Origin of the sequence: Luteibacter sp. CQ10 (assembly GCF_040900725.1) — a bacterium.
Lineage (GTDB): Bacteria > Pseudomonadota > Gammaproteobacteria > Xanthomonadales > Rhodanobacteraceae > Luteibacter.
Window position 1 is genome coordinate 126,056 of record NZ_JAEUYM010000001.1, and the last position, 19,708, is coordinate 145,763.

A 19,708-nucleotide genomic window follows, 5' to 3' on the forward strand; every position below is an offset into this window, starting at 1 on the left:
GCGTTCCTGGGCTACGTAAGTAACCTGTACGCTACATATGTAGCGTGATGCGTGCAAGCACGACGCTCAGTCGTCGGCCGCCGGTTCCGACACCACGCGCCACGTCCCGTTCGAGCGCCGTTCGAAACTCACGCGATACGTCCCGGGAGTGAAGGAGCGCCCGGTGGACGCGGGCGGCCCGCCCATCGTGGTCACCCTGTAAAGGTCGGGAGTGCCATTCGCCAGCGATTGGAAGCGCAGGGTCATGCCACGAAGCCCCGCTAGCGTTTCCAGTTCCGTGTCCAAGCTCCATGCCGATGCCGCAGCCACCCAGCCGAGGGCCAGGGCCACCAGGGCGGCAAGACGGCGCCGCCATGGCAGCGGACGGAATGGCGACGGGTCGAGGATGGCGGCCATCCGCCGGTGCAGCGCCTCGCGATGCCCGGCCACGGTGGATACGCCGGCGTGCGCCCGCGCGGATCGACGCAATGCATCCACGAGCGCGCGGCCGTATCCGGTTCGCGTGGCGTCGTCGGTGCCGTGCAATGCCACCGCGTCGCAGATTTCTTCCCTTGCCGCCAGCACGATCCGATGCAGGCGATGCAATGGCCAGCACCATGGCAACAGCGCGATGGCCCACGATTCCGCCCACAGGCGCCAGTTGTCGTACCGGTGCGCGTGAGCGCGTTCGTGGCGCACCAGGGCGTCGATGACCGCGGTCGGATAACCACGCGCCGCTTCGGGCAGGATCACCATCGGCCGGCGCAAGCCGAGGAGCAGGGGGCCGTGCACGTCGGCGAGCAGCACCGGCACCGCGTTCCCCGCCGTCGTCCGTACCCGCCTGGTCAGGCGCGCGGTGGCCCTGAGCCTGATCGCCAGCCGCAGGCTACCCGCCGAGGCGAGCAGGAGCACGACCATCGACAAGGCGTCCGCGACGGCCGCCAGCCAGGACTGCGCCGGCAACGCATCGGGCAGAAGCGCGGCGATGGCCGCATGCGGCGCGTCCCACGTCGTAGAGGGTACGAACGGGTGAGCCGCCGCGGCCGCCACGGGCAGCATCGCGGTAAGCCAGAACGCCGTCGCCCCACAGCGGTGGCGTGCGGCGGCGGATAGCCCGTCCTGGACGCAAGCCAGCGTCGCCACCATGCCCGTACCGGCCACGAGCGAGCACACGCAGGCCACGACCAGCGCGAGAGCCGTCATCGCTTGCGCTTGCGTCCGTTGAGCATGCGATCGAGCTCGGCCAGTTCGTCGTCGTTGAGCAGGGCGCTGCCCGTCAACGCCGACACCGGCACGCCGCCAGGCACCTCGAACACCTCGCGAAACAGATGCGCCAGCGAATCGCCCAGCACCTCGACCTTGGACCGCGCCGGCGCGAACACGGCCAATCCGTGCGACTCGGTGCGCACGATCAGTTCCTTGCCGCGCATGCGTTCGAGTACCGTGCGCGTGGTGGACACGGCCCAGCCGGTGCGGGTGGACAGGGCATCGTGCAGCTCCCGTGCGCTTTGCGGGCTCTTCTCCCACAAGGCCTTGAGGACTTCCATTTCGCTATCGGAAAGGACCATGGTGATTCCGCGGGCTGACTGGTCGCTACGATACTACACTTGTAGCGTCCGCCTCCCCATGCCTGGTTCGGGAGAATCAGGGAAACAGATCGCGTTCGGCCTCGAACATGCCCAAGACCGCGTCGGCGACCGCCCGGATGGACGCGTCTTTCCGGTCCCGGCTACGGGTGAGCAGATAGACGTCCCGGCTCGGCGGCAGCGATCCGAGATCGCACGAGCGAAGCAGCGGGTCGCCTCGGCCGATGTAGTGTGGGATCAGCGCAAGGCCGGCGCCCGATCGCGCGGCGATCGACTGGAGGAACTGGTCCTTGGCGCGGAATACCACGCGCGCGCGGGGGAAATGCCTGGACAACCATGTCGCTTGCGACAGATAGGCATCCGCCTCGTTGAAGCCGATGAAGACCGGCTCGCCACCCGCTTCGACGGAACGGCATGCCTCCTCCGTTCCGTAGAACCCGTAGCCGACGGTGGTCAGCGGGCGCGCGATGACGTCACCATCCCTGGGCTGGTCGAACCGAAGCGCGATATCGGCTTCATGACGTTCGAGGCTCACCGAACGAAGCGCCGGGGCGAGGTCGATGTCCAGTTTCGGAAAGCGGGCCGCTAGCAGCGGCAGGCGCGCGGCCAGGAAACCGCCCGACAGTCCGGGTGACGAGCTGATCCGCACCAGTCCGCGCGGCGTGGCATCCGCCATGCCGCGTCCCAGGATCTGCGCGGCGTGTTCCATGTCGCTCGCGGCCTCGAGCGCCTGCGTGCCGGCCGGCGTCAAAACATAGCCTTCCACACGCCGCTCGAGGAGCTTTTCCCCGAGGCTCTGCTCCAGCGACTGCAGCCTGCGCGCGACGGTGGCGTGGGTGACCGACAGCATCCGGGCCGCGGCCGAGAGACTGCCCTGCCGCGCTACCGCGATAAACACGCGGACGTCCTGCCAGTCGATGTCTGTACGTTTTTGATCAGCCATGGATCGCAGATAGCGAATTTTCCGGCTCCCGACAGTGCCCTACCTTTTGCCCATCACGCAACCACACAGGAAGGCAATCATGTCGAAGATCAAGAAAGTCGCCATCGTCACGGGCGCATCGCAGGGTATTGGAGAGGGCCTCGTGAACGGGTTCCGTGCCCGCGGCTATGGCGTCGTCGCCACCTCGCGTTCGATCCGGCCCTCGAACGAACCGGACGTCGTGACCGTCGCCGGCGACATCGGGGACCCGGAAACGGGTAAGCGCCTGGTCGCGGCGGCCCTGGACCGCTTCGGGCGCATCGACACCCTGGTGAACAACGCCGGCATCTTCATCGGCAAGTCGTTCACCGACTACACGGAAGAGGACTACCGGCTCAAGCTGAAGACCAACCTCGATGGCTTCTATTTCGCCACCCGGGAGGTCATCCCCGTGATGCTGGCGCAGGGCGGCGGCCATGTCGTGCAGATCACGGCGTCGACGGCGGAGTTCGCCAGCTCGCTCTCGCCGGCGTTCATCGCCATGTTGACGAAGGGCGGGATGAACGCCGCCACCAAGAGCCTGGCGATCGAATACGCGGCGCGCGGCATCCGCGTGAATGCCGTCGCCCCCGGCATCATCCGTACGCCCATGCACCACCCGGACATCGTCGACCAACTGGCCGCGTTCCATCCGATGAATAAGCTGGGCGAGGTTGAGGACATCGTTCGCGCCGTGCTCTATCTCGAGGACGCCGCGTTCTCGACCGGCGAGATTCTCCACGTCGACGGCGGCCTCATCGCCGGTCGCTGACCCTGCCAGGAGAACGTCATGCCTATCGTCAACATTCTCGTGACCCGCGAGGGCACGCAACCGGGTGCGGAGCGCACCACGCGAGAACAGAAGGCCGCCGTCTACAAGGGCATCGCCGACCTGCTTTTCGAGGTCATGGGCAAGCCTCACGAAGACACCACCGTCGTTTTCCACGAACACGAGATCGACGACCTCGGGCAGGGTGGCCTTCCGCTGGAAGATTACCGCCGACGGCGCGAGCGGGAGCGTGGCCAGGCGTCGCGGTCCGAACCGTTGAGCCAAGGTTCGCTTCGAACTCGACGTGCGTGATGCGGAGCGTCGGTGGACGCGGTCGATGTCAGGCGTCAGCCACGTAGGGCAACTTCACGTGCACCCGCAAGCCGCCGCCGGGTGCGGTATCCAGCACGATGTCGCCACCGTGGCCACGCACGGCGGAACGGACGGCGGCCAGGCCGAGGCCGACGCCGCCCGTCTGCCGGTTGCGGGAACCTTCGATGCGATAGAACGGGCGGAACACGGCCTCGCGCAGGGCCTCGGGGATGCCCGGGCCCTCGTCGTCGACCAGGATGTCGATCCAGCCGTCGCCGGGCCGTAGCCGCACGTGGGCACGGGCGCCGTACTTGACGGCGTTGTCCACCAGGTTGGCGACCGCGCGGCGAAGCGTGAGCGGACGCCCGACGTAGGTGACGCTGCCGGGCGTATCGAACGCCACGTCATGCCCGGCGTCGCGGAAGTCGTCCAGTACCGTTTCGATCAGCTCCGAAAGCATGAACCGGGTGGTCGGTTCCTGTTCGCTGTCGTCGCGGAAGAACTCGAGCGAGGCGTCGACCATGGCCTGCATCTCGTCGACGTCGCGGAACAGCTTGCGCTGCTGTTCCTCGTCTTCGATGAATTCGCCGCGCAGGCGCATGCGGGTGAGCGGCGCGCGCAGGTCGTGCGAGATCGCCGCCAGCATCGTCGTGCGGTCGGCCACGTAGCGTTGCACGCGGGCCTGCATCTCGTTGAACGCCTGGGCGGCGAGGCGGATCTCCAGCGGCCCGGTGGTCTGCATCGGCGGCGCGTTCACGTCGGCGCCGAAGCGCTGGGCCTGGCGGGCGAAGCGTTCGAGCGGGCGGGCGAGACGGCGGCTGGCCAGCGCGGCGACCAATAGGGCGCAGACCACGGCGAAGCCCACGGTGAGCAGGGTGCGTGCCGTGGGGCTGAGTCCCCAACTCCGCTGAGGCGCGACGAAACGCACCCAGGAGCGATCGGACAGGGAGATCGCGAGGCCATAGGCGGTTTCCGGCCGGCCGTGCAGGTCGGGATCGCCGGGCTCATAGGCGACGACGCGCGCGGACGGACGGCCCAGCAGCGAACGGATCTTCGCGCGGCCCTGGTGGAATTCGGAGGCGTCGATGGCGATGGGCAACGACGCATCGTTCGGAAACCAGGTGACCGCGTAGCGGTCGTTGCTCACCGACGCCGCGAGCCCGGCGCGCGCATCGCGCGGCGCGCCGTCGAGGATCCGCGCGACCGCGGCCACCTCGTCGACCAGGCCGATATCCTGCAGGCCCGGTTTCGCCCACACGCCCGCGAAGGCGGAAAAAGCGGCGTTCATCGCCGCGGCGATGATGACGGCGACGACGATGTTGATCGCGAACCAGCGACCGATGGTGTCGGAGGTCCAGCGTCCCGTGCGCATCACGCGCGCTCGACGGTGGCGTTGAACATGTAGCCCATATTGCGCACCGTGCGGATGATTTCCGGATCGCCCGGATCTTCTTCGATCTTCCGGCGCAGGCGGCTCACCTGCACGTCGATGCTGCGATCGAACGCCTCGTGGCGCGGCCCGCGGGCCATGTCGATGAGCTGCTCGCGGGTGAGCACGCGGCGCGGATGCTGGGCGAAGGCCACGAGCAGTTCGAATTCCGCGCCGGACAGCGGGGTGAGCGTGTGGTCGGAGGAACGCAACTCGCGTCGCACGATGTCCAGGCGCCAGCCGCTGAAGTGCAGCATGGGCGATGGCCCCGCGCCCGACGCCATCGCGGACGACTCGCTGCGGCGAAGCACCGCGCGCACCCTGGCGAGCAGTTCCCGCGCATCGAACGGCTTGGTGACGTAGTCGTCGGCGCCCAGTTCGAGGCCGACGATGCGGTCGGTGGATTCGACGACGCCCGTGACCATGATGATCGCGGTGCCGCCGGCGGCATGCAGCCGCTTGCACAGGCTGAAGCCATCTTCGTCGGGCAGCATGACGTCGAGGATGACGAGGTCGTAGCGGCCCCGCGCCAGGCGCGCGTCCATCTCCGCCCCGGAGGCGGCCGTGTCGGCGTCGAAACCGCTGCGCTGGAAGAATCGCTGGAGGAGCGAGCGGATCTCGTCGTCGTCGTCCACGATGAGGAGGCGTTGCATGGTGTCCTGCACGGGCTGCGTGGCGCCCTTTATAGCCCGTCGCACGGCGACGATGTCATTTGTTTCCGGCCTGAAACATTGTGACCGGCCGGAAGCGAACTGGAAAAACCCCGGACGCAAGCGCCCGTGAACCTCCGCGGTACTCCCTCCGCCATGAGCGTCCCATGCCCGCCACCGTCCGCACCCCGTCGTTCCATGCGTCCTCCGCCGCATGCCTCTGCGCCGTCGCGCTGCTCGCCCTGTCGGGCTGCTCGCAGGGCGTGAAGAAAGATCCCGGCCCGGGCACCGCGACGGCGCCCCACGACGAGCCCATCAACCGCAAGGTGTTCGCCTTCAACAAGGCCCTGGACAAGGTCATCCTACGCCCGGTCGCGCGCGGCTACTCGCACCTGCCCAGGCCGGTGCGCAACGGCGTGCGCAACTTCGCGCAGAACCTGCGCGAGCCGGTGGTGTTCGCCAACGACCTGCTCCAGGCCAACGGGCTGCGTTCGCTCACGACCGCCGGGCGCTTCATCGTCAACAGCACGGTCGGCGTCGCCGGCCTGTTCGACGTCGCGGGCAAGTGGGGCATGCCGCACCACGATGCCGACCTGGGCCAGACCTTCGGCGTGTGGGGCATGGGCCCGGGGCATACCGTCGAACTGCCCGTGTTCGGATCGTCGAACGTGCGCGACTCGGTGGGCCGCATCCTGACCCTGTCGTTCTACCGGCTGGGCGACAGCTCCGACACGGTCTCGACGCTGCAGACGGCCGGCACCGTGGGCGCCGTGGTCGACGGGCGCGCCCGGGCCCTGCCGTATACCGACCGCCTCGCGCAGTCGCAGGACTACTACGCGGCCCTGCGCGACGACGCGGCGGCGCGACGCCGGGCGCTCGTCGAGGATGGCCGGCGTGGCGAGGTGCGAGGCGAGGCCTCGTCGGCCGAGGGGAGGGCGGCGACCGGCCTTCCCGTGAATCCCTGAGGAGGGCCGCACCATGTCCGTCCGCCTGTTGTGCGATACCGCGCGTGTCCTCGCCGAAGCCCGCCACGTCGAACCCGACCGGGCGCGGCGGCGCGCCTGGTTCACCGACGATCCCATCGCGGAACTCGGCTACCGCACGGCCGAGGACGTGGTGGAGGCGGGCGAAACCCGCCGGCTCATCGCCATGATCCAGGCCATTCGCGCCCACGAGCGCGGCAGGTGACCTGACACCCCAGGCTTGCCGCGTTGCAAAATCGGGTTCGAAACAGTACCATTTTGGTCCTGTATCCCCGAGTTCCCCCTTTCCCCGATGCTCCGAGTCAGCCGACTGACCGACTACGCGACCGTGGTGATGACCTGCATCGCCGCGCACCCCGCCGAGGTCCTCAGCACCGCCCAGATCGCCGACGAGGCGAAGCTGGAGCTGCCGACCGTGTCCAAGTTGCTGAAAATGCTGGGGCACGCGGGGCTGGTGGAATCCTTTCGCGGGGTCAACGGCGGCTACCGCCTCGCCCGTCCGGCGGAGGCGATCAGCCTCGCCGACATCGTCGAGGCGATGGAGGGGCCGATCGGCCTCACCGAGTGCAGCCTGGCCCAGGGCCAGTGCGAACGGCTTTCCGCCTGCGGGGTCAGCGGCAGCTGGCGCACCGTCTCGGGCGCCATCGACGGCGTGCTGCGCGCCATGACCCTGGCACAGATGCTGGCCGGCCGCCCGATGGCGCCGGTCCGGAGCGCGACCGACACCGCGCAGGCAACCGCATGAACGAGAGCGAGAACATGACACGCGACGTGGCAGACCCGGTGCGCGACAACGCCGAAGTGGTGGAGGCGCTCAATCGCCGCTACGAAGCCGGCTTCGTCACCGACATCGAATCCACCAGCCTTCCGCCCGGCCTCAACGAGGACATCGTCCGCCAGTTGTCGGCCATCAAGGGCGAGCCGGAGTGGATGACCGAATGGCGACTGGCGGCCTACCGTCATTGGCTGACCCTGCCCGAGCCGGACTGGGCCAAGCTCGACATCGCGCCCATCGACTACCAGTCGGTGAGCTACTACTCCGCGCCGAAGGCCGGTCCCAAGTCGCTCGATGAGGTCGACCCGAAGCTGCTCGAAACCTACGAGAAGCTCGGCGTGCCGCTGCACGAGCGCGCGAAGCTCGCCGGCGTGGCGGTGGATGCCGTGTTCGACTCCGTGTCGGTCGGCACCACCTTCCGCAAGGAGCTGGCCGAGGCGGGCGTCATCTTCTGCTCGATGTCCGAGGCCATCCGCGAATACCCCGACCTGGTGCGCCAGTACCTGGGCAGCGTGGTGCCGCCGGGCGACAACTACTTCGCGGCGCTGAATTCGGCCGTGTTCTCCGACGGCAGCTTCGTGTTCATTCCCAAGGGCGTGCGTTGCCCGATGGAGCTGTCCACCTACTTCCGCATCAACGCGATCAACACGGGGCAGTTCGAGCGCACGTTGCTCGTGGCCGAGGACGACGCCTACGTGTCGTACCTGGAAGGCTGCACGGCGCCGATGCGCGACGAGAACCAACTGCACGCGGCCGTGGTGGAACTGGTGGCGCTCGAACGCGCGCAGATCAAGTATTCCACCGTGCAGAACTGGTATCCCGGCGACGAGAACGGCGTCGGCGGCATCTACAACTTCGTGACCAAGCGCGGCGACTGCCGCGGCGCCGATTCGAAGATCAGCTGGACGCAGGTGGAAACCGGCTCGGCCATCACCTGGAAGTACCCCAGCTGCGTGCTGCGCGGCGACCGCTCGGTGGGCGAGTTCTACTCCGTGGCGCTCACGCACCACCGCCAGCAGGCCGACACCGGCACGAAGATGATCCACATCGGCAAGGGCACCAAGTCGAAGATCGTCGCCAAGGGCATCAGCGCCGGGCGCAGCTCCAACAGCTATCGCGGCCTGGTGAAGATCGAGAAGGGCGCCGACGGCGCGCGCAACTACACGCAGTGCGATTCGCTGCTCATCGGCAAGCAGTGCGGCGCGCATACCTTCCCGTACATGGAAGTGAAGAATCCCGGCGCCATCGTCGAGCACGAGGCCACCACCTCGAAGATTTCCGACGACCAGCTGTTCTACTGCCTCTCGCGCGGCATCGGCGAGGAAGACGCCGTCTCGATGATCGTCGACGGCTTCTGCAAGCAGGTGTTCCGCGAACTGCCGATGGAGTTCGCCGTGGAGGCCAAGAAGCTGCTCGAGGTCTCCCTCGAAGGCGCGGTCGGCTGATGGGCATCGTCGGCTCCGCCCCGGGGCTCACCGACCTTCGCGCCTTGCTGGCCGCGCTCGATCCGGTGATCGACCCGGTGCCCAAGCGCTTCCTGCACGCCTCGCACGAGAAGGCGCGCGAGCGGGTGGCCGAGGCGCTGATGCTGTTCCGCGAAGCCGAGGGCACCACGCTCATCGTCGACGCGTCCGAAGACGAGGCCGACCGCATGCTCTGGGCCTGCATCACGCTGCGCGTGCAGTCCAGCCTCACCGCGGTCGGCCTGATGGCCGCCGTCTCCGCCGCGCTCGCCAAGCGCGGCATTCCCTGCAACCCCGTTTCCGCGTTCCTGCACGACCACGTCTTCGTGCCCTGGGACCGCCGCGACGACGCGCTCGACGCGCTCTCGCACCTCACGCCCTGATGGACAGCACCGCCATGCACATGCTCAAGATCGACAACCTCCACGCCCGCGTCGAAGGCAAGGAGATCCTCAAAGGCCTTTCGCTCGCCGTGAAGCCGGGCGAGGTGCACGCCATCATGGGGCCGAACGGCGCGGGCAAGTCCACGCTCGGCAACGTGCTCTCCGGGCGCGACGGCTACGAGGTCACCGAAGGCAGCGTCACCTTCGACGGCCGCGACCTGCTGGCGCTGGAGCCGGAAGAGCGCGCCGCCGTCGGCGTGTTCCTGGCCTTCCAGTACCCGGTGGAAATCCCGGGCGTGAACAACACCTACTTCCTGCGCGCCGCGCTCAACGCGCAGCGCAGGTTCCGCGGCGAAGACGAACTCGACTCCATGCGCTTCCTGAAGCTCGTGCGCGAGAAGCTCAAGGTGATGCAGATCTCCGACGAGCTGCTGCATCGCGCGGTCAACGAGGGGTTCTCGGGCGGCGAGAAGAAGCGCAACGAGATCTTCCAGATGGCGGTGCTCGAGCCGAAGCTGGCGATCCTCGACGAGACCGATTCCGGCCTCGACATCGATGCGCTCAAGCAGGTGGCCGAGGGCGTGAACGCGCTGCGCTCGCCGGATCGCTCGTTCCTCGTGGTCACGCATTACCAGCGCCTGCTCGACTACATCGAGCCCGACTTCGTGCACGTGCTGGCCGGTGGCCGCATCGTGGAGAGCGGCGACAAGAACCTCGCGCTCAAGCTCGAGGCCGAGGGTTATGCCTGGCTCGCCGACACCCATCCCGAACTGCGCAAGGCCGACCTCACCGGAGTGCCGGCATGACCACCGCGCCGTCCCCGTTCGTGCGGGCGGCGCTGGATGCCGCCGCCACCGTGCCGGCCAGCGGCATCGCCTGGCTCGACGCCGCGCGTCGCGACCACCTCGACGCCTTCGCCGCCACGGGATTGCCCGAAGGCCGCAACGAGGCATGGAAGTACACGCCGTTGCGTGCCCTGTCGCAGCGCGCGTTCGCGCTGGCCGATGCCGATGCCGCCAAGGCGGCGACGGTCGACGCCGAGACCTTCGTGCTTCCCGGCGTGGACGGTGCGCGCGTCGTCTTCGTCGACGGCGTGTTCCGTGCCGATCTTTCGTCGATGGCGGCCGGGCAGGGCGTGGAACTGCTGCCGCTCGCCGCGGCGCTCGCCGACCAGCCCGAACCGTTGCGTTTCGTGCTCGCCAACCGTGACCTGCGTGGCGCGGCCGACGCGTTCGCGCATCTCAATGCCGCGCTTTCCCGCGACGGCCTCGTGCTGCGCCTGGCCGACGGCGTGACGCTGGACACGCCGCTTCACGTGGTGCACGTGTCCAGCGGCAGCCAGCCCGACAGCGCGTGGCACGTGCGCGTGCTGGTGGAAGTGGGCAAGGGCGCGCATGCCGATCTCGTGGAGCATTACGTTTCCCCGGGCGAGGCGCCGCAGCTCGGCACCGTGGTCGCCGACTACGCCGTGCGCGAGGGGGCTTCGCTGGGCATCGTCGTGTTGCAGGATGCGCCTGCGACCACGACCCTCGTGCGTCGCGGCCACGTGCGCCTGGACGCGAACGCCACGGCCACGCTGCACGCGCTCGAGCTGGGTGGCGCGCTGGTCCGTCACGAATTCACCGCCGAATTGCTCGGCGACGGTGCGCGCTTCGATTCGCGTGGCGTCTTCGCGCTGGCCGGTCGCCAGCACGTGGATACCCAGCTCGAAGTGCATCACAAGGCGCGCGGCACGTCGTCCGAGGCTCTTTGGCGCGGCATCGCCGACGGCCGTTCGCGCGGCGTGTTCCGCGGCGCCATCGTGGTGGCCGAAGGCGCCGACGGCACGGATGCCTCGCTCAGCAACAAGAACCTGCTGCTGTCGCCGCTGGCCGAGATCGACACCAAGCCGGAGCTGGAAATCTACGCCGACGAGGTGAAGGCCGCCCATGGCGCCACCATCGGCCAGCTCGACGAGCGCTCGCTGTTCTACATGCGCTCGCGCGGCATTCCCCTCGTGCAGGCGCGCAGCCTGCTGACGCTGGCGTTCTGCCGCGCCGCGCTCGAATCGCTGCCCAACGACGCCCTGCGCGACCACCTGGGTGAGTTGCTGGTCGCACACCTGCCGACCACCGCCACCGAATGAGTCCGGAGCCCGCCATGAACGCCCAGCCCGACCCGGCCACCCTGCCGCTGGACGTCGAGCGCATCCGCGCCGACTTCCCGCTGCTGTCGCGCACCGTGCACGGCAAGCCGCTCATCTATTTCGACAATGCCAATACGGGGCAGAAGCCCGTGTCGGTGATCGAGGCGGTGGATCGTCACTATCGCCAGCACAACGCCAATGTCGCGCGCGCGGTGCATCTGCTCGGCGAAGAGGCCACCGGCGCCTACGAGGGCGCGCGCGACGCGATCGCGCGATTCATCAACGCGCCGTCGCGCGACGAGGTGATCCTCACGTCGGGCACCACGCAATCGATCAACCTCGTGGCTTACAGTTACGCCTTGCCGCGCCTGAAACCTGGCGATGCGATCGTCACCACGGTGATGGAGCACCACGCCAATATCGTTCCGTGGCAGCTCGTGGCCGAACGCACCGGCGCCACCGTGAAGGCGGCGCCGATCGACGCCAACGGCGAGCTGATCCTCGAGGAGTACGTCAAGCTGCTCACGCCGGACGTGAAGCTGGCCTGCGTGACGCACGTGTCCAATGTGCTCGGCACGGTGAACCCCGTGCGCGAGATCGCCCGCGAGTGCCGCAAGCGCGGCATCCCGCTGCTCGTGGACGGTTCGCAGGCCGCGCCGCACCGTCCCATCGACGTGCAGGCGCTGGGATGCGATTTCTACGCGATCACCGGCCACAAGATGCTGGCGCCGACGGGCACCGGCGCGCTGTGGGCGAAGCGCGAACACCTGATGGCGATGCCGCCGTTCTTCGGCGGTGGGGAAATGATCCGCGAGGTGCGTTTCGAGGGCACGGTGTTCGCCGATCCGCCGCATCGTTTCGAGGCGGGCACGCCGAACATCGCCGGGTTCGCCGGGGTGTCGGCGGCGATCGACTACCTGGGCGGCATCGGTTTCGACCGCCTCAAGGCCTACGAGCAGGATCTGCTGGCCTATGCCACCGCGGCACTGGAAAGCGTGCCGGGCGTGCGCATCTTCGGTCGGGCCAAGGAGAAGGAGCCTGTCATCTCGTTCCTGATCGAGGGCGCCCATGCCAACGACATGGCGACCCTGCTCGATCTTCAGGGCGTGGCCGTGCGTTCGGGGCACCACTGCGCGCATCCGTTGATGCAGTTCTTCGGCGTGCCGGCCACGTTGCGCGCCTCGCTGGCGTTCTACAACACCCGGGCCGAGGTGGACGGGTTCATCGAGGCGATCGGGCGGGTACGCAAGCTGTTGCTCTAAGCGTCATCGCTTCGCAGGGTTCGCCGATACGATCGGCTCCCACCCCTCCGGTAGGTGGATCAGAACGAACTTGCCACCGATCGGTCCCACCCCTTCGATAGGCAGGTTTAGGCACCCTCGCTACCGAAGGGGTGGGAGCCGATCGTATCGGCGAATGGCCTACAATCCGGCCATGGACTCCACGCACACCTTCCGCCCGGCGACCGCCGCCGATGCCCCCCTCATCGCCGCCCTGGTCGAGTCGGCCTATCGCGGCGACGCCAGCCGCGTCGGCTGGACCACCGAGGCCGATTTCCTCCATGGCCGGCGTACCGACGTCACCGAAATCGAAACCCTCCTGGCCGGCGGTAACGGCCGATTCGTGCTGTTCGAGCGCGACGGCACGCTGCTCGCCTCCTGCTACATCGAGCGCCGCGAGCGCACCTGCTACTTCGGCATGTTCTCGGTGCATCCGCCCGCCCAGGGCGCGGGCATCGGCCGTCTCGTGATCGAGGAGGTCGAGCGCATCGCCCGCGAGGAGTGGCGCTGCGACCAGGTGGAGATGACCGTGATCGACATCCGCGCCGAACTCATCGCGTGGTACGAACGGCGCGGTTACCGCCGCACCGGCCGCCTTGGCCCGTTCCCTTACGGCGACGAGCGCTTCGGCATTCCGCAGCGCGACGACCTGCGCTTCGAATACCTGGTGAAGGATCTCCCATGAACGGCTGGATACGCGTCGGCACGCGCAGCGAACTCCTCCCGGGCGAATACCGCGTGGCCTGGGACGGCGACACGGCCATCGCCGTGTACAACATCGACGGCGACCTCTATGCCATCGAAGACGTCTGCACCCACGACGGCGGCGAACTGGCCGGTGGGCCGGTCACCGGGCACGAGGTGGAATGCGTACGCCACGGCGCGCGCTTCGACCTGCGCACGGGCGAGGTCACCTGTCCTCCCGCCTACGAGCCGGTGACGGTCTTTCCGGTGAAGGAAGAGGACGGCGCGATCTGGACGCGCGACGACCGCTGATCCGTTAGCCCTCACCAAAAGAGGGTGGCGTGCGTGGGCACGCCGACCGTAAGCTTCCCCGTCAGCGCGACCTGTTCCACGGGGAATCCATGCCACCGATCGATCGTCGGCGCGTCGTACCCGCGTTTGCGCTCCTGTTCGTTCTCTACCAGGGCGCCGAAGGTATCGGCGGCCGCCTGCTGGGCCAATTCTGGATCCAGGCCGCCTTCATGGTGGCGATGCTCGCCGTCGCCTGGCCGGTGGGGCGCTGGCTGGGTTTTCGGGGCTACGACGCCTATGCGCTGGAGTGGCGCAAGGCCGCGCCCGCCTGGCTCGCCGGTGGGCTCGTGCTGGCCCTGCTCACCAAGTACGTGGCGGTTTGCGTCGGCCTGGCCCTGAACGTCTACGCGGCGCGCGCCCATGCGGTCATGCCCGGTCCGGTGTCGTTCCTGACCTCGATTCCGTGGGCCTTGCTGGTCACCTTCGTGCCGTCCGTGGCGGAAGACCTCCTCACGCGCGGCTTCCTCTGGCGCGCGGTACGGGTGCGCTGGGCAGCGGCATGGACGTTCGTACTGGCATCGACCGTGCTCTACGTGTTCAACCATGTCTACCGGTTGGGGCAGGGGCCGGCGGAGTGGGCGATGCTGTTCTGCTTCGGCGCCGCCTACGCGACGGCGGTGGCGCGCACCGGTTCGCTATGGGCGGCCGTCGGACTGCACTGGGGCTGGAACCTCGCCAACGTGCTGATGGCCGACATCCTGCCTTACGACACGGTGTCGCGCATGGGGTCGGCGCTGCTGTCGGGTGGCGCGCACCTGATGATGCTCGGGTTGATGTTCGCGGTGCCGGTGACGTACGGATTCGATGAGGCGGAAGCCGATTCGGCGTGATCGCGAAAACCGGTCTCCAGGCGCCAGGTTCCTGCTTTCGCGGGAACGACGTGAGGTTTTTGGCGGTAGCGTCGATCGTGTCGCTCGTCGTTCCTGCGGCAGCAGGAATCCAGCGCCTCGTGCCCGGGCGAGCCATGCCGCCCATTCGCGCCTAGAAGTGATACACGAACGCCAACGTCTCGGTCACCTGCCGCGTCGATCCGAAGCCGCGCACGAGCGGGCTGTCGGCTGCGCCCCCGATCAGTTTTCCGTACGTCACGGCCAGCGCGAAGCCCGTGTGCTGCGAGGTGGGGATGAAGGCGTCGTATTCGATGTCGGCCGATTGCCGTCCGGCGCCGGGGTGCCACGTGCGCGTGCCGAGCGTGGCCGCCTCGTCGGCATCGAGGCCGAAGAACCGCCGCATTGCCGGACCGTTCATGCCCTCGACCTGCAACTCGATCGAATGCTGGATGTACCAGATATCCGGTAGCTGGTAATCGGCATAGAGCGCGACGTAGGCACCTGCGCCGCTGGTGTCGTGCGCCACGTGGGTGCCTACGCTGAAGCGCTTGTCGAAGGCGTATTCGAGATAACCGCCGCCGACGAAACGCGGCGACAGCGCGGCGATCTTGCCGCCGAGCGGGCCGAGGTCGCCGTGCGTGCGGCCCCATAGCCAATTGCCGTAGATGCCACCGTGCCAGTGCTCGCCGCCCAGGAGGTCCACCGTCAGGCCGTCGGCGGTGGACAGCTCGCCCACGCCTGGCAGGTCGATGTCCACGTAGGGAATGGCCTGGTTGCGCTGGTCCTTCGAGCCCGGCCACGCCGGCATGCGCTGCACGCCGGCGCCGAAGGCGTAGGTGGGAGCGTCGTCTTCCGCGTGGACGGTGGCGCAGGCGAGGAACGACAGGGCGAATGCGAGGAGCAGGGCGCGCATGCGAGGTACCGGGGGTACGGCCAGGCCGCGCAGGATGCCATAAAAAAGCTGAGCTGACGCTTTCATCACGCGGAAAGGGATCGGAAAGAATGCCCGCGTAGCCTCCGCGTCACTCTAGGCCAATCCTCCGACGAACGTGCCGAGCACTCCTTCCTGGAACATCCTGTGCGACTTCGACGGCACCATCGCCGTGGAAGACGTCATCGACTCGCTGCTCGACCGTTTCGGCCGCCCCGGCTGGGACGTCCTCGAGCGCGACTGGCGGGCCGGCATCATCGGCTCGGCGGTATGCATGCAGGGCCAGGTGGCCCTGCTGGACATGAGTCCTTCCGAACTCGAGGCCCACCTCGGCCGCCTGCACATCGACCACGGCTTCGCCGCGTTCGTGAAGGCCACCAGGGAGCTGGGCATCCCGATGGAAATCGTCAGCGACGGGCTGGATCACGCCATCCACGCGATCCTCGCCAACCACGGCATCGATGGCCTGCCCACCGTGGCCAACCATCTCCTGCATGCCGGCGATCATCGCTGGAGCCTTACCTCGCCCTACAGTGCGCGCGGATGCCGCAGCGGCACGTGCAAGTGCGCTCGCGTGGACAAGGCCAAGGCCCGTGGCGGCAAGACGCTGCTGATCGGCGATGGCGCATCCGACTTCTGCGCCGCCGACCACGTCGATTTCGTGTTCGCCAAGAACCGCCTCATCGAACACTGCCGCGCCGCCGGCATCCCCTATGCGCCCATCGCCAGTTTCGACGAGGCGCTCGAACTGCTTCCCGCCCTGCTCGACGGCCGGCTGCCGCCGCACGCCGTCATGCCCCACACCGCGCCGAGCGCCCAGGATCTGCCCGCATGAATCTGATCTCCCGCAACCCCGACCTCGTGATCGACGACGCCAGCCTGCTCGCCGACGAAGCCAAGTACTGCTCCTTCGGCGACACGGTGCACTACGTCGACCCGCCGAAGATCTTCCGCCACGCCGAAGGCAGCTACATCTACGACAGCGAGAACATCCCGTTCCTCGACCTGCAGATGTGGTATTCCGCCGTGAACTTCGGCTACGGCAACCCGCGCCTCAACGACCGCCTCAAGGCGCAGATCGACCTGCTGCCGCAGGTGGCCAGCCAGTACCTGCACCAGGGCAAGATCGAACTGGCGAAGACCATCGCCGTCGACGCGAAGAAGAAGTTCGGCCTGGACGGGCGCTGCCACTTCAACGTGGGCGGCGCGCAGGCGGTGGAAGACTCGCTCAAGCTCGTGCGCAACGCGCGCGGCGGCAAGAGCCTGATGTTCGCCTTCGAGGGCGGTTATCACGGCCGCACGCTCGGCGCGTCGTCGATCACCTCCAGCTACCGCTACCGCCGCCGTTTCGGCCACTTCGGCGAGCGTGCGCAGTTCATTCCGTTCCCGTATCCGTTCCGCCGCCCCAAGGGCATGTCCCCGGAGGAATATTCCGACGCCTGCGTGCGCCAGTTCGAGCGCCTGTTCGAAACCGAATACAACGGCGTGTGGGACCCGAAGGTGGGCGAGGCCGAATACGCCGCGTTCTACGTCGAGCCGATCCAGGGCACGGGCGGCTACGTCATTCCGCCGAAGAACTTCTTCATCGACCTGAAGAAGGTGCTCGACAAGTACGGCATCCTGATGGTCGTCGACGAGATCCAGATGGGTTTTTGGCGCACCGGCAAGCTGTGGTCGATCGAGCATTTCGGCGTCACGCCCGACGTGCTCGTGTTCGGCAAGGCGCTCACCAACGGCCTGAACCCGTTGTCGGGTATCTGGGCGCGCGAGGAGCTGATCAACCCCACCGTGTTCCCGCCGGGCTCCACCCATTCCACGTTCAACTCCAATCCGCTGGGCACCGCCCTGGGCCTGGAAGTGATCCAGATGGGCTACGAACTCGACTACGAAACCAAGGTGGCCGAGAAGGGCAAGCACTTCCTCGAAGGCCTGCGCGACCTGCAGAAGCGCCACAAGGAGATCGGCGACGTCGATGGCCTCGGCCTTGCCCTGCGTGCCGAAATCTGCACGGACGACGGTTTCACGCCGAACAAGGCGCTGCTCGACCGCATGGTCGACATCGGCCTGGCCGGCGGTCTCACCCACGAAGGCAAGAAGATCGGTCTCGTGCTCGACGTGGGCGGCTGGTACAAGAACGTGATCACGTTCGCGCCGTCGCTCGACATCAGCCACGAGGAAATCGACCTCGCCATCGCGCTGCTCGACCAGGCACTCACGCTGGCCAAGCGCGGCTGACCCGCGGACTCGCCGTCCGATGGGCTTCGTGAACCAGCTCGAGCCGGAGGCGTTGCTCGAGCACTTCGCTCGCCATCCGCCGTCGGGGTTTTCCCCCCACCCCGCGGCGGACGGCGCGCCACTTTTCGTCACACGATTCGATCTGCTCACCACGGCCGACGACGACCTGCGCAAGCGGTTGTCGTCGCTTCCGTTCCAGGGCGTGCTCAAGCGCCTGCTCACGCTGCGCACCTGCTTTGCCGGTACCACCGTCTCGGAATACGCGCTGTTCGCCCGATCGAGCGACCCGGCGACGGTCGCCCGCGACTGGGCGCGGCGTTTCGGTCGCGAACACCCGCTGCTGGTGGTCAAGGACCTCGCCGTCGACTCGCCCCTGACCTCGATCGCCGACCGTGCGTGGACGTCGCGTTTCGTCGACGCCGCGCGCGAGGCGGGCTACCTCATCGTCGAGGGCCAGGCGCTGGCCTACGTGCCGATCGACTTCGCCTCGGTCGACGAATACCTCGCGAGGCTGTCGTCGTCCCGGCGGAAAAACCTCCGTCGCAAGTTGCGTTCACGCCAGCGCCTGCAGGTCGAACGGCTGCCGACGGGCGAGGCCTTCGCGTCGGACGAGAGCATCGACGCATACTACGCGCTGTTCGAGAACGTCTACGCCCAGAGCGAGATCCATTTCGACAAGCTCGGCCGCGATTTTTTCGCGGCCACGTTGCGCGCACCCGGCGGCATCGTCTTCGCGTACCGCGCCGAGGGCGAACTGATCGGCTGGAACCTCTGCTACGAGCACGAAGGTAAACTGCTCGACAAATACGTGGGTTTCGCCTATCCGGCGGCGCGCGACCTCGACCTGTACTTCGTCAGCTGGTTCCTCAACCTGGAATACGCGCTCGAGCGCGGCCTGGCGTTCTACGTGGCCGGCTGGACCGATCCCGACGTGAAGGCCCAGCTCGGCGCGCGCTTCCACCTCACGCGGCATGCCGTGTTCGTGCGCAACCGCGTGCTTCGCGCGCTGCTGCGGCGTTTCGCGCACCGTTTCGAATCCGACGGCCATTGGGAGGCGCACGATGCGGCAACCGGTCGTTCTTGACGTCGACGGGTCGGTGGGCGCGATCGCCCGCCGCATCGTGTTGCCGCTGCGTGATTGGGAGGAGGGCGTCCGCTTCGGTTGCTCGGTGGGGCGCTTGCGCCGCTTCGCCATGACGCTGGAAGACAGCTTGCCGCGCGAACACGGAACCGTTTTTCTCGGCAGCGGCGATTTCCACCACCTCACCTGGCCGCTGGTCGAACGCGTGCCGGGCAGGGAGCGTTTCCAGGTGGTGGTGCTCGACAACCATCCCGACAACATGCGCTTTCCGTTCGGCGTGCACTGTGGCTCGTGGGTGCGCCGCGTGGCGATGCTTCCGCGGGTGTCGCACGTGCACGTCATCGGTATCACCTCGACCGACATCGGCCGGGGGCATGCCTGGGAGAACTACCTCGGGCCGTTGCGCGAGGGCAAGCTCACCTATTGGTCGAACGGCGTGGACGTGGGCTGGGCGAATCGCCTGGGCCTGGGCGGTGCGTTTCGCGCGTTCGCCTCGTCCGAGGCCATGGTCGACGCCTTCGTCGACATGCAGGTGGCGTCCACCGAGCCGGTGTACCTCTCCATCGACAAGGATGCCTACGCCGCCGACGTGGCCATGACCAACTGGGACCAAGGCACGCTGAGCGAAGAGGGTGGCGCGGCCATCCTGGGTGCCGTCTGTCGTCGCGTGCTGGCCAGCGACGTCACCGGCGAGATTTCAAGGTACCGCTACAAGAGCTGGTGGAAACGCCGGCTCAGCGCGATGGACGGGCAGGAAGACATCGACCCGGTTCGCATCGCGGAGTGGCAGGCGCAGCAGCATGCGTTGAACGTGCGGCTGCTCGCCTTGATCCACCGCTGAGGCGGCGTGCATCGCCGATGCGATCGGCACCCACCTGGATTCACTACCGAAGGGGTGGGA

23 protein-coding genes are annotated in these 19,708 nt (G+C 67.8%); 17 read left to right on the forward strand and 6 right to left on the reverse strand.

Going from position 1 to position 19,708, the window contains the following annotated elements; translation table 11 throughout:
* Positions 1-66 precede the first annotated feature (66 nt).
* The 3 genes from JNG39_RS00615 to JNG39_RS00625 form a co-directional block, all read right to left on the reverse strand.
* Positions 67-1,182, reverse strand: a complete 1,116-nt coding sequence (locus JNG39_RS00615) for a M56 family metallopeptidase (RefSeq protein WP_368309068.1) — start codon at positions 1,180-1,182, stop codon at positions 67-69.
* A complete protein-coding gene (locus JNG39_RS00620) occupies positions 1,179-1,547 on the reverse strand; it encodes a BlaI/MecI/CopY family transcriptional regulator (RefSeq protein WP_368309069.1) in 369 nt (122 codons plus the stop codon). Before JNG39_RS00620 ends, JNG39_RS00615 begins: the two co-directional genes overlap by 4 nt.
* Before the next feature lie 76 nt (positions 1,548-1,623).
* Positions 1,624-2,508 (reverse strand): LysR family transcriptional regulator, encoded by an 885-nt coding sequence (locus JNG39_RS00625; RefSeq protein ID WP_368309070.1) that lies wholly within the window; start codon positions 2,506-2,508, stop codon positions 1,624-1,626.
* Between the two features lie 79 nt (positions 2,509-2,587).
* On the opposite strand from JNG39_RS00625, the gene JNG39_RS00630 reads away from it, so the two are divergent.
* Positions 2,588-3,298 (forward strand): SDR family NAD(P)-dependent oxidoreductase, encoded by a 711-nt coding sequence (locus JNG39_RS00630; protein WP_368309071.1) that lies wholly within the window; start codon positions 2,588-2,590, stop codon positions 3,296-3,298.
* An 18-nt stretch (positions 3,299-3,316) separates the two neighbouring features.
* The gene (locus JNG39_RS00635) at positions 3,317-3,607 is read left to right on the forward strand and encodes a 4-oxalocrotonate tautomerase family protein (RefSeq protein WP_368309072.1); all 291 of its coding nucleotides are present in this window, start codon (positions 3,317-3,319) and stop codon (positions 3,605-3,607) included.
* Between the two features lie 28 nt (positions 3,608-3,635).
* Here JNG39_RS00635 and JNG39_RS00640 read toward each other — a convergent pair whose 3' ends face one another.
* Together JNG39_RS00640 and JNG39_RS00645 are read right to left on the reverse strand one after the other, a co-directional pair.
* Positions 3,636-4,979 (reverse strand): sensor histidine kinase, encoded by a 1,344-nt coding sequence (locus tag JNG39_RS00640; RefSeq protein WP_368309073.1) that lies wholly within the window; start codon positions 4,977-4,979, stop codon positions 3,636-3,638.
* Positions 4,979-5,689, reverse strand: coding sequence for a response regulator (locus JNG39_RS00645; RefSeq protein WP_368309074.1), 711 nt, complete (start codon positions 5,687-5,689; stop codon positions 4,979-4,981). The genes JNG39_RS00640 and JNG39_RS00645 overlap by 1 nt, the downstream gene beginning before the upstream one ends.
* Before the next feature lie 164 nt (positions 5,690-5,853).
* On the opposite strand from JNG39_RS00645, the gene JNG39_RS00650 reads away from it, so the two are divergent.
* The 11 genes from JNG39_RS00650 to JNG39_RS00700 all read left to right on the forward strand — a co-directional run bounded on the left by JNG39_RS00650 (position 5,854) and on the right by JNG39_RS00700 (position 14,560).
* A complete protein-coding gene (locus tag JNG39_RS00650; protein ID WP_368309075.1) occupies positions 5,854-6,651 on the forward strand; it encodes a VacJ family lipoprotein in 798 nt (265 codons plus the stop codon).
* 13 nt (positions 6,652-6,664) lie between these two features.
* Positions 6,665-6,874: a hypothetical protein gene (locus JNG39_RS00655; RefSeq protein ID WP_368309077.1), complete on the forward strand. Its 210-nt coding sequence runs from the start codon at positions 6,665-6,667 to the stop codon at positions 6,872-6,874.
* An 87-nt stretch (positions 6,875-6,961) separates the two neighbouring features.
* Positions 6,962-7,414: an SUF system Fe-S cluster assembly regulator gene (locus JNG39_RS00660; RefSeq protein WP_368309078.1), complete on the forward strand. Its 453-nt coding sequence runs from the start codon at positions 6,962-6,964 to the stop codon at positions 7,412-7,414.
* A 14-nt stretch (positions 7,415-7,428) separates the two neighbouring features.
* Positions 7,429-8,889, forward strand: coding sequence for a Fe-S cluster assembly protein SufB (gene sufB / locus JNG39_RS00665; protein ID WP_144915248.1), 1,461 nt, complete (start codon positions 7,429-7,431; stop codon positions 8,887-8,889).
* The gene (locus JNG39_RS00670; protein WP_144914411.1) at positions 8,889-9,290 is read left to right on the forward strand and encodes an ACT domain-containing protein; all 402 of its coding nucleotides are present in this window, start codon (positions 8,889-8,891) and stop codon (positions 9,288-9,290) included. The genes sufB and JNG39_RS00670 overlap by 1 nt, the downstream gene beginning before the upstream one ends.
* Before the next feature lie 20 nt (positions 9,291-9,310).
* Positions 9,311-10,096, forward strand: a complete 786-nt coding sequence (gene sufC, locus JNG39_RS00675; protein ID WP_144915246.1) for a Fe-S cluster assembly ATPase SufC — start codon at positions 9,311-9,313, stop codon at positions 10,094-10,096.
* Positions 10,093-11,415 carry a Fe-S cluster assembly protein SufD gene (gene sufD, locus JNG39_RS00680; RefSeq protein WP_368309079.1) on the forward strand — a complete coding sequence of 441 codons (1,323 nt, stop codon included), beginning with the start codon at positions 10,093-10,095 and terminating at the stop codon, positions 11,413-11,415. The genes sufC and sufD overlap by 4 nt, the downstream gene beginning before the upstream one ends.
* Positions 11,416-11,429: 14 nt before the next feature.
* A complete protein-coding gene (locus tag JNG39_RS00685) occupies positions 11,430-12,677 on the forward strand; it encodes an aminotransferase class V-fold PLP-dependent enzyme (RefSeq protein ID WP_368309080.1) in 1,248 nt (415 codons plus the stop codon).
* A 154-nt stretch (positions 12,678-12,831) separates the two neighbouring features.
* Positions 12,832-13,380, forward strand: a complete 549-nt coding sequence (locus JNG39_RS00690; protein WP_368309081.1) for a GNAT family N-acetyltransferase — start codon at positions 12,832-12,834, stop codon at positions 13,378-13,380.
* A complete protein-coding gene (locus JNG39_RS00695; RefSeq protein WP_368309083.1) occupies positions 13,377-13,691 on the forward strand; it encodes a non-heme iron oxygenase ferredoxin subunit in 315 nt (104 codons plus the stop codon). Before JNG39_RS00690 ends, JNG39_RS00695 begins: the two co-directional genes overlap by 4 nt.
* Before the next feature lie 89 nt (positions 13,692-13,780).
* Positions 13,781-14,560 carry a lysostaphin resistance A-like protein gene (locus JNG39_RS00700; RefSeq protein WP_368309085.1) on the forward strand — a complete coding sequence of 260 codons (780 nt, stop codon included), beginning with the start codon at positions 13,781-13,783 and terminating at the stop codon, positions 14,558-14,560.
* Positions 14,561-14,711: 151 nt separating this feature from the next.
* On the opposite strand, the gene JNG39_RS00705 is transcribed toward JNG39_RS00700, so the two are convergent.
* Entirely contained in the window at positions 14,712-15,473 is a 762-nt protein-coding gene (locus JNG39_RS00705; RefSeq protein ID WP_368309086.1) for a MipA/OmpV family protein, read from the reverse strand.
* Positions 15,474-15,609: 136 nt separating this feature from the next.
* Here JNG39_RS00705 and JNG39_RS00710 point away from each other — a divergent pair, with 136 nt between their 5' ends.
* The 4 genes from JNG39_RS00710 to JNG39_RS00725 are packed head-to-tail and all read left to right on the forward strand — an operon-like array spanning position 15,610 to position 19,648.
* Entirely contained in the window at positions 15,610-16,326 is a 717-nt protein-coding gene (locus JNG39_RS00710) for an MtnX-like HAD-IB family phosphatase (RefSeq protein ID WP_368309087.1), read from the forward strand.
* Positions 16,323-17,726 carry an aspartate aminotransferase family protein gene (locus JNG39_RS00715; RefSeq protein ID WP_368309088.1) on the forward strand — a complete coding sequence of 468 codons (1,404 nt, stop codon included), beginning with the start codon at positions 16,323-16,325 and terminating at the stop codon, positions 17,724-17,726. Before JNG39_RS00710 ends, JNG39_RS00715 begins: the two co-directional genes overlap by 4 nt.
* Positions 17,727-17,745: 19 nt before the next feature.
* Positions 17,746-18,810, forward strand: a complete 1,065-nt coding sequence (locus JNG39_RS00720; protein WP_368309090.1) for a GNAT family N-acetyltransferase — start codon at positions 17,746-17,748, stop codon at positions 18,808-18,810.
* Positions 18,788-19,648: a hypothetical protein gene (locus tag JNG39_RS00725; protein ID WP_368309091.1), complete on the forward strand. Its 861-nt coding sequence runs from the start codon at positions 18,788-18,790 to the stop codon at positions 19,646-19,648. Before JNG39_RS00720 ends, JNG39_RS00725 begins: the two co-directional genes overlap by 23 nt.
* Positions 19,649-19,708 lie beyond the last annotated feature (60 nt).

Excerpts from the sequence above, each read along its gene's own strand:
- JNG39_RS00625 (WP_368309070.1), bottom strand. The coding sequence starts at position 2,508 with ATGGCTGATCAAAAACGTACAGACATCGACTGGCAGGACGTCCGCGTG.
- JNG39_RS00700 (WP_368309085.1), top strand. The coding sequence starts at position 13,781 with ATGCCACCGATCGATCGTCGGCGCGTCGTACCCGCGTTTGCGCTCCTG.
- JNG39_RS00685 (WP_368309080.1), top strand. The coding sequence starts at position 11,430 with ATGAACGCCCAGCCCGACCCGGCCACCCTGCCGCTGGACGTCGAGCGC.
- sufD (WP_368309079.1), top strand. The coding sequence starts at position 10,093 with ATGACCACCGCGCCGTCCCCGTTCGTGCGGGCGGCGCTGGATGCCGCC.
- JNG39_RS00620 (WP_368309069.1), bottom strand. The coding sequence starts at position 1,547 with ATGGTCCTTTCCGATAGCGAAATGGAAGTCCTCAAGGCCTTGTGGGAG.
- JNG39_RS00660 (WP_368309078.1), top strand. The coding sequence starts at position 6,962 with ATGCTCCGAGTCAGCCGACTGACCGACTACGCGACCGTGGTGATGACC.
- JNG39_RS00635 (WP_368309072.1), top strand. The coding sequence starts at position 3,317 with ATGCCTATCGTCAACATTCTCGTGACCCGCGAGGGCACGCAACCGGGT.
- JNG39_RS00725 (WP_368309091.1), top strand. The coding sequence starts at position 18,788 with ATGCGGCAACCGGTCGTTCTTGACGTCGACGGGTCGGTGGGCGCGATC.
- sufC (WP_144915246.1), top strand. The coding sequence starts at position 9,311 with ATGCTCAAGATCGACAACCTCCACGCCCGCGTCGAAGGCAAGGAGATC.
- JNG39_RS00720 (WP_368309090.1), top strand. The coding sequence starts at position 17,746 with ATGGGCTTCGTGAACCAGCTCGAGCCGGAGGCGTTGCTCGAGCACTTC.
- JNG39_RS00695 (WP_368309083.1), top strand. The coding sequence starts at position 13,377 with ATGAACGGCTGGATACGCGTCGGCACGCGCAGCGAACTCCTCCCGGGC.
- JNG39_RS00670 (WP_144914411.1), top strand. The coding sequence starts at position 8,889 with ATGGGCATCGTCGGCTCCGCCCCGGGGCTCACCGACCTTCGCGCCTTG.
- JNG39_RS00655 (WP_368309077.1), top strand. The coding sequence starts at position 6,665 with ATGTCCGTCCGCCTGTTGTGCGATACCGCGCGTGTCCTCGCCGAAGCC.
- JNG39_RS00650 (WP_368309075.1), top strand. The coding sequence starts at position 5,854 with ATGCCCGCCACCGTCCGCACCCCGTCGTTCCATGCGTCCTCCGCCGCA.
- JNG39_RS00715 (WP_368309088.1), top strand. The coding sequence starts at position 16,323 with ATGAATCTGATCTCCCGCAACCCCGACCTCGTGATCGACGACGCCAGC.
- JNG39_RS00640 (WP_368309073.1), bottom strand. The coding sequence starts at position 4,979 with ATGCGCACGGGACGCTGGACCTCCGACACCATCGGTCGCTGGTTCGCG.
- JNG39_RS00690 (WP_368309081.1), top strand. The coding sequence starts at position 12,832 with ATGGCCTACAATCCGGCCATGGACTCCACGCACACCTTCCGCCCGGCG.
- JNG39_RS00615 (WP_368309068.1), bottom strand. The coding sequence starts at position 1,182 with ATGACGGCTCTCGCGCTGGTCGTGGCCTGCGTGTGCTCGCTCGTGGCC.
- JNG39_RS00705 (WP_368309086.1), bottom strand. The coding sequence starts at position 15,473 with ATGCGCGCCCTGCTCCTCGCATTCGCCCTGTCGTTCCTCGCCTGCGCC.
- JNG39_RS00645 (WP_368309074.1), bottom strand. The coding sequence starts at position 5,689 with ATGCAACGCCTCCTCATCGTGGACGACGACGACGAGATCCGCTCGCTC.
- sufB (WP_144915248.1), top strand. The coding sequence starts at position 7,429 with ATGACACGCGACGTGGCAGACCCGGTGCGCGACAACGCCGAAGTGGTG.
- JNG39_RS00630 (WP_368309071.1), top strand. The coding sequence starts at position 2,588 with ATGTCGAAGATCAAGAAAGTCGCCATCGTCACGGGCGCATCGCAGGGT.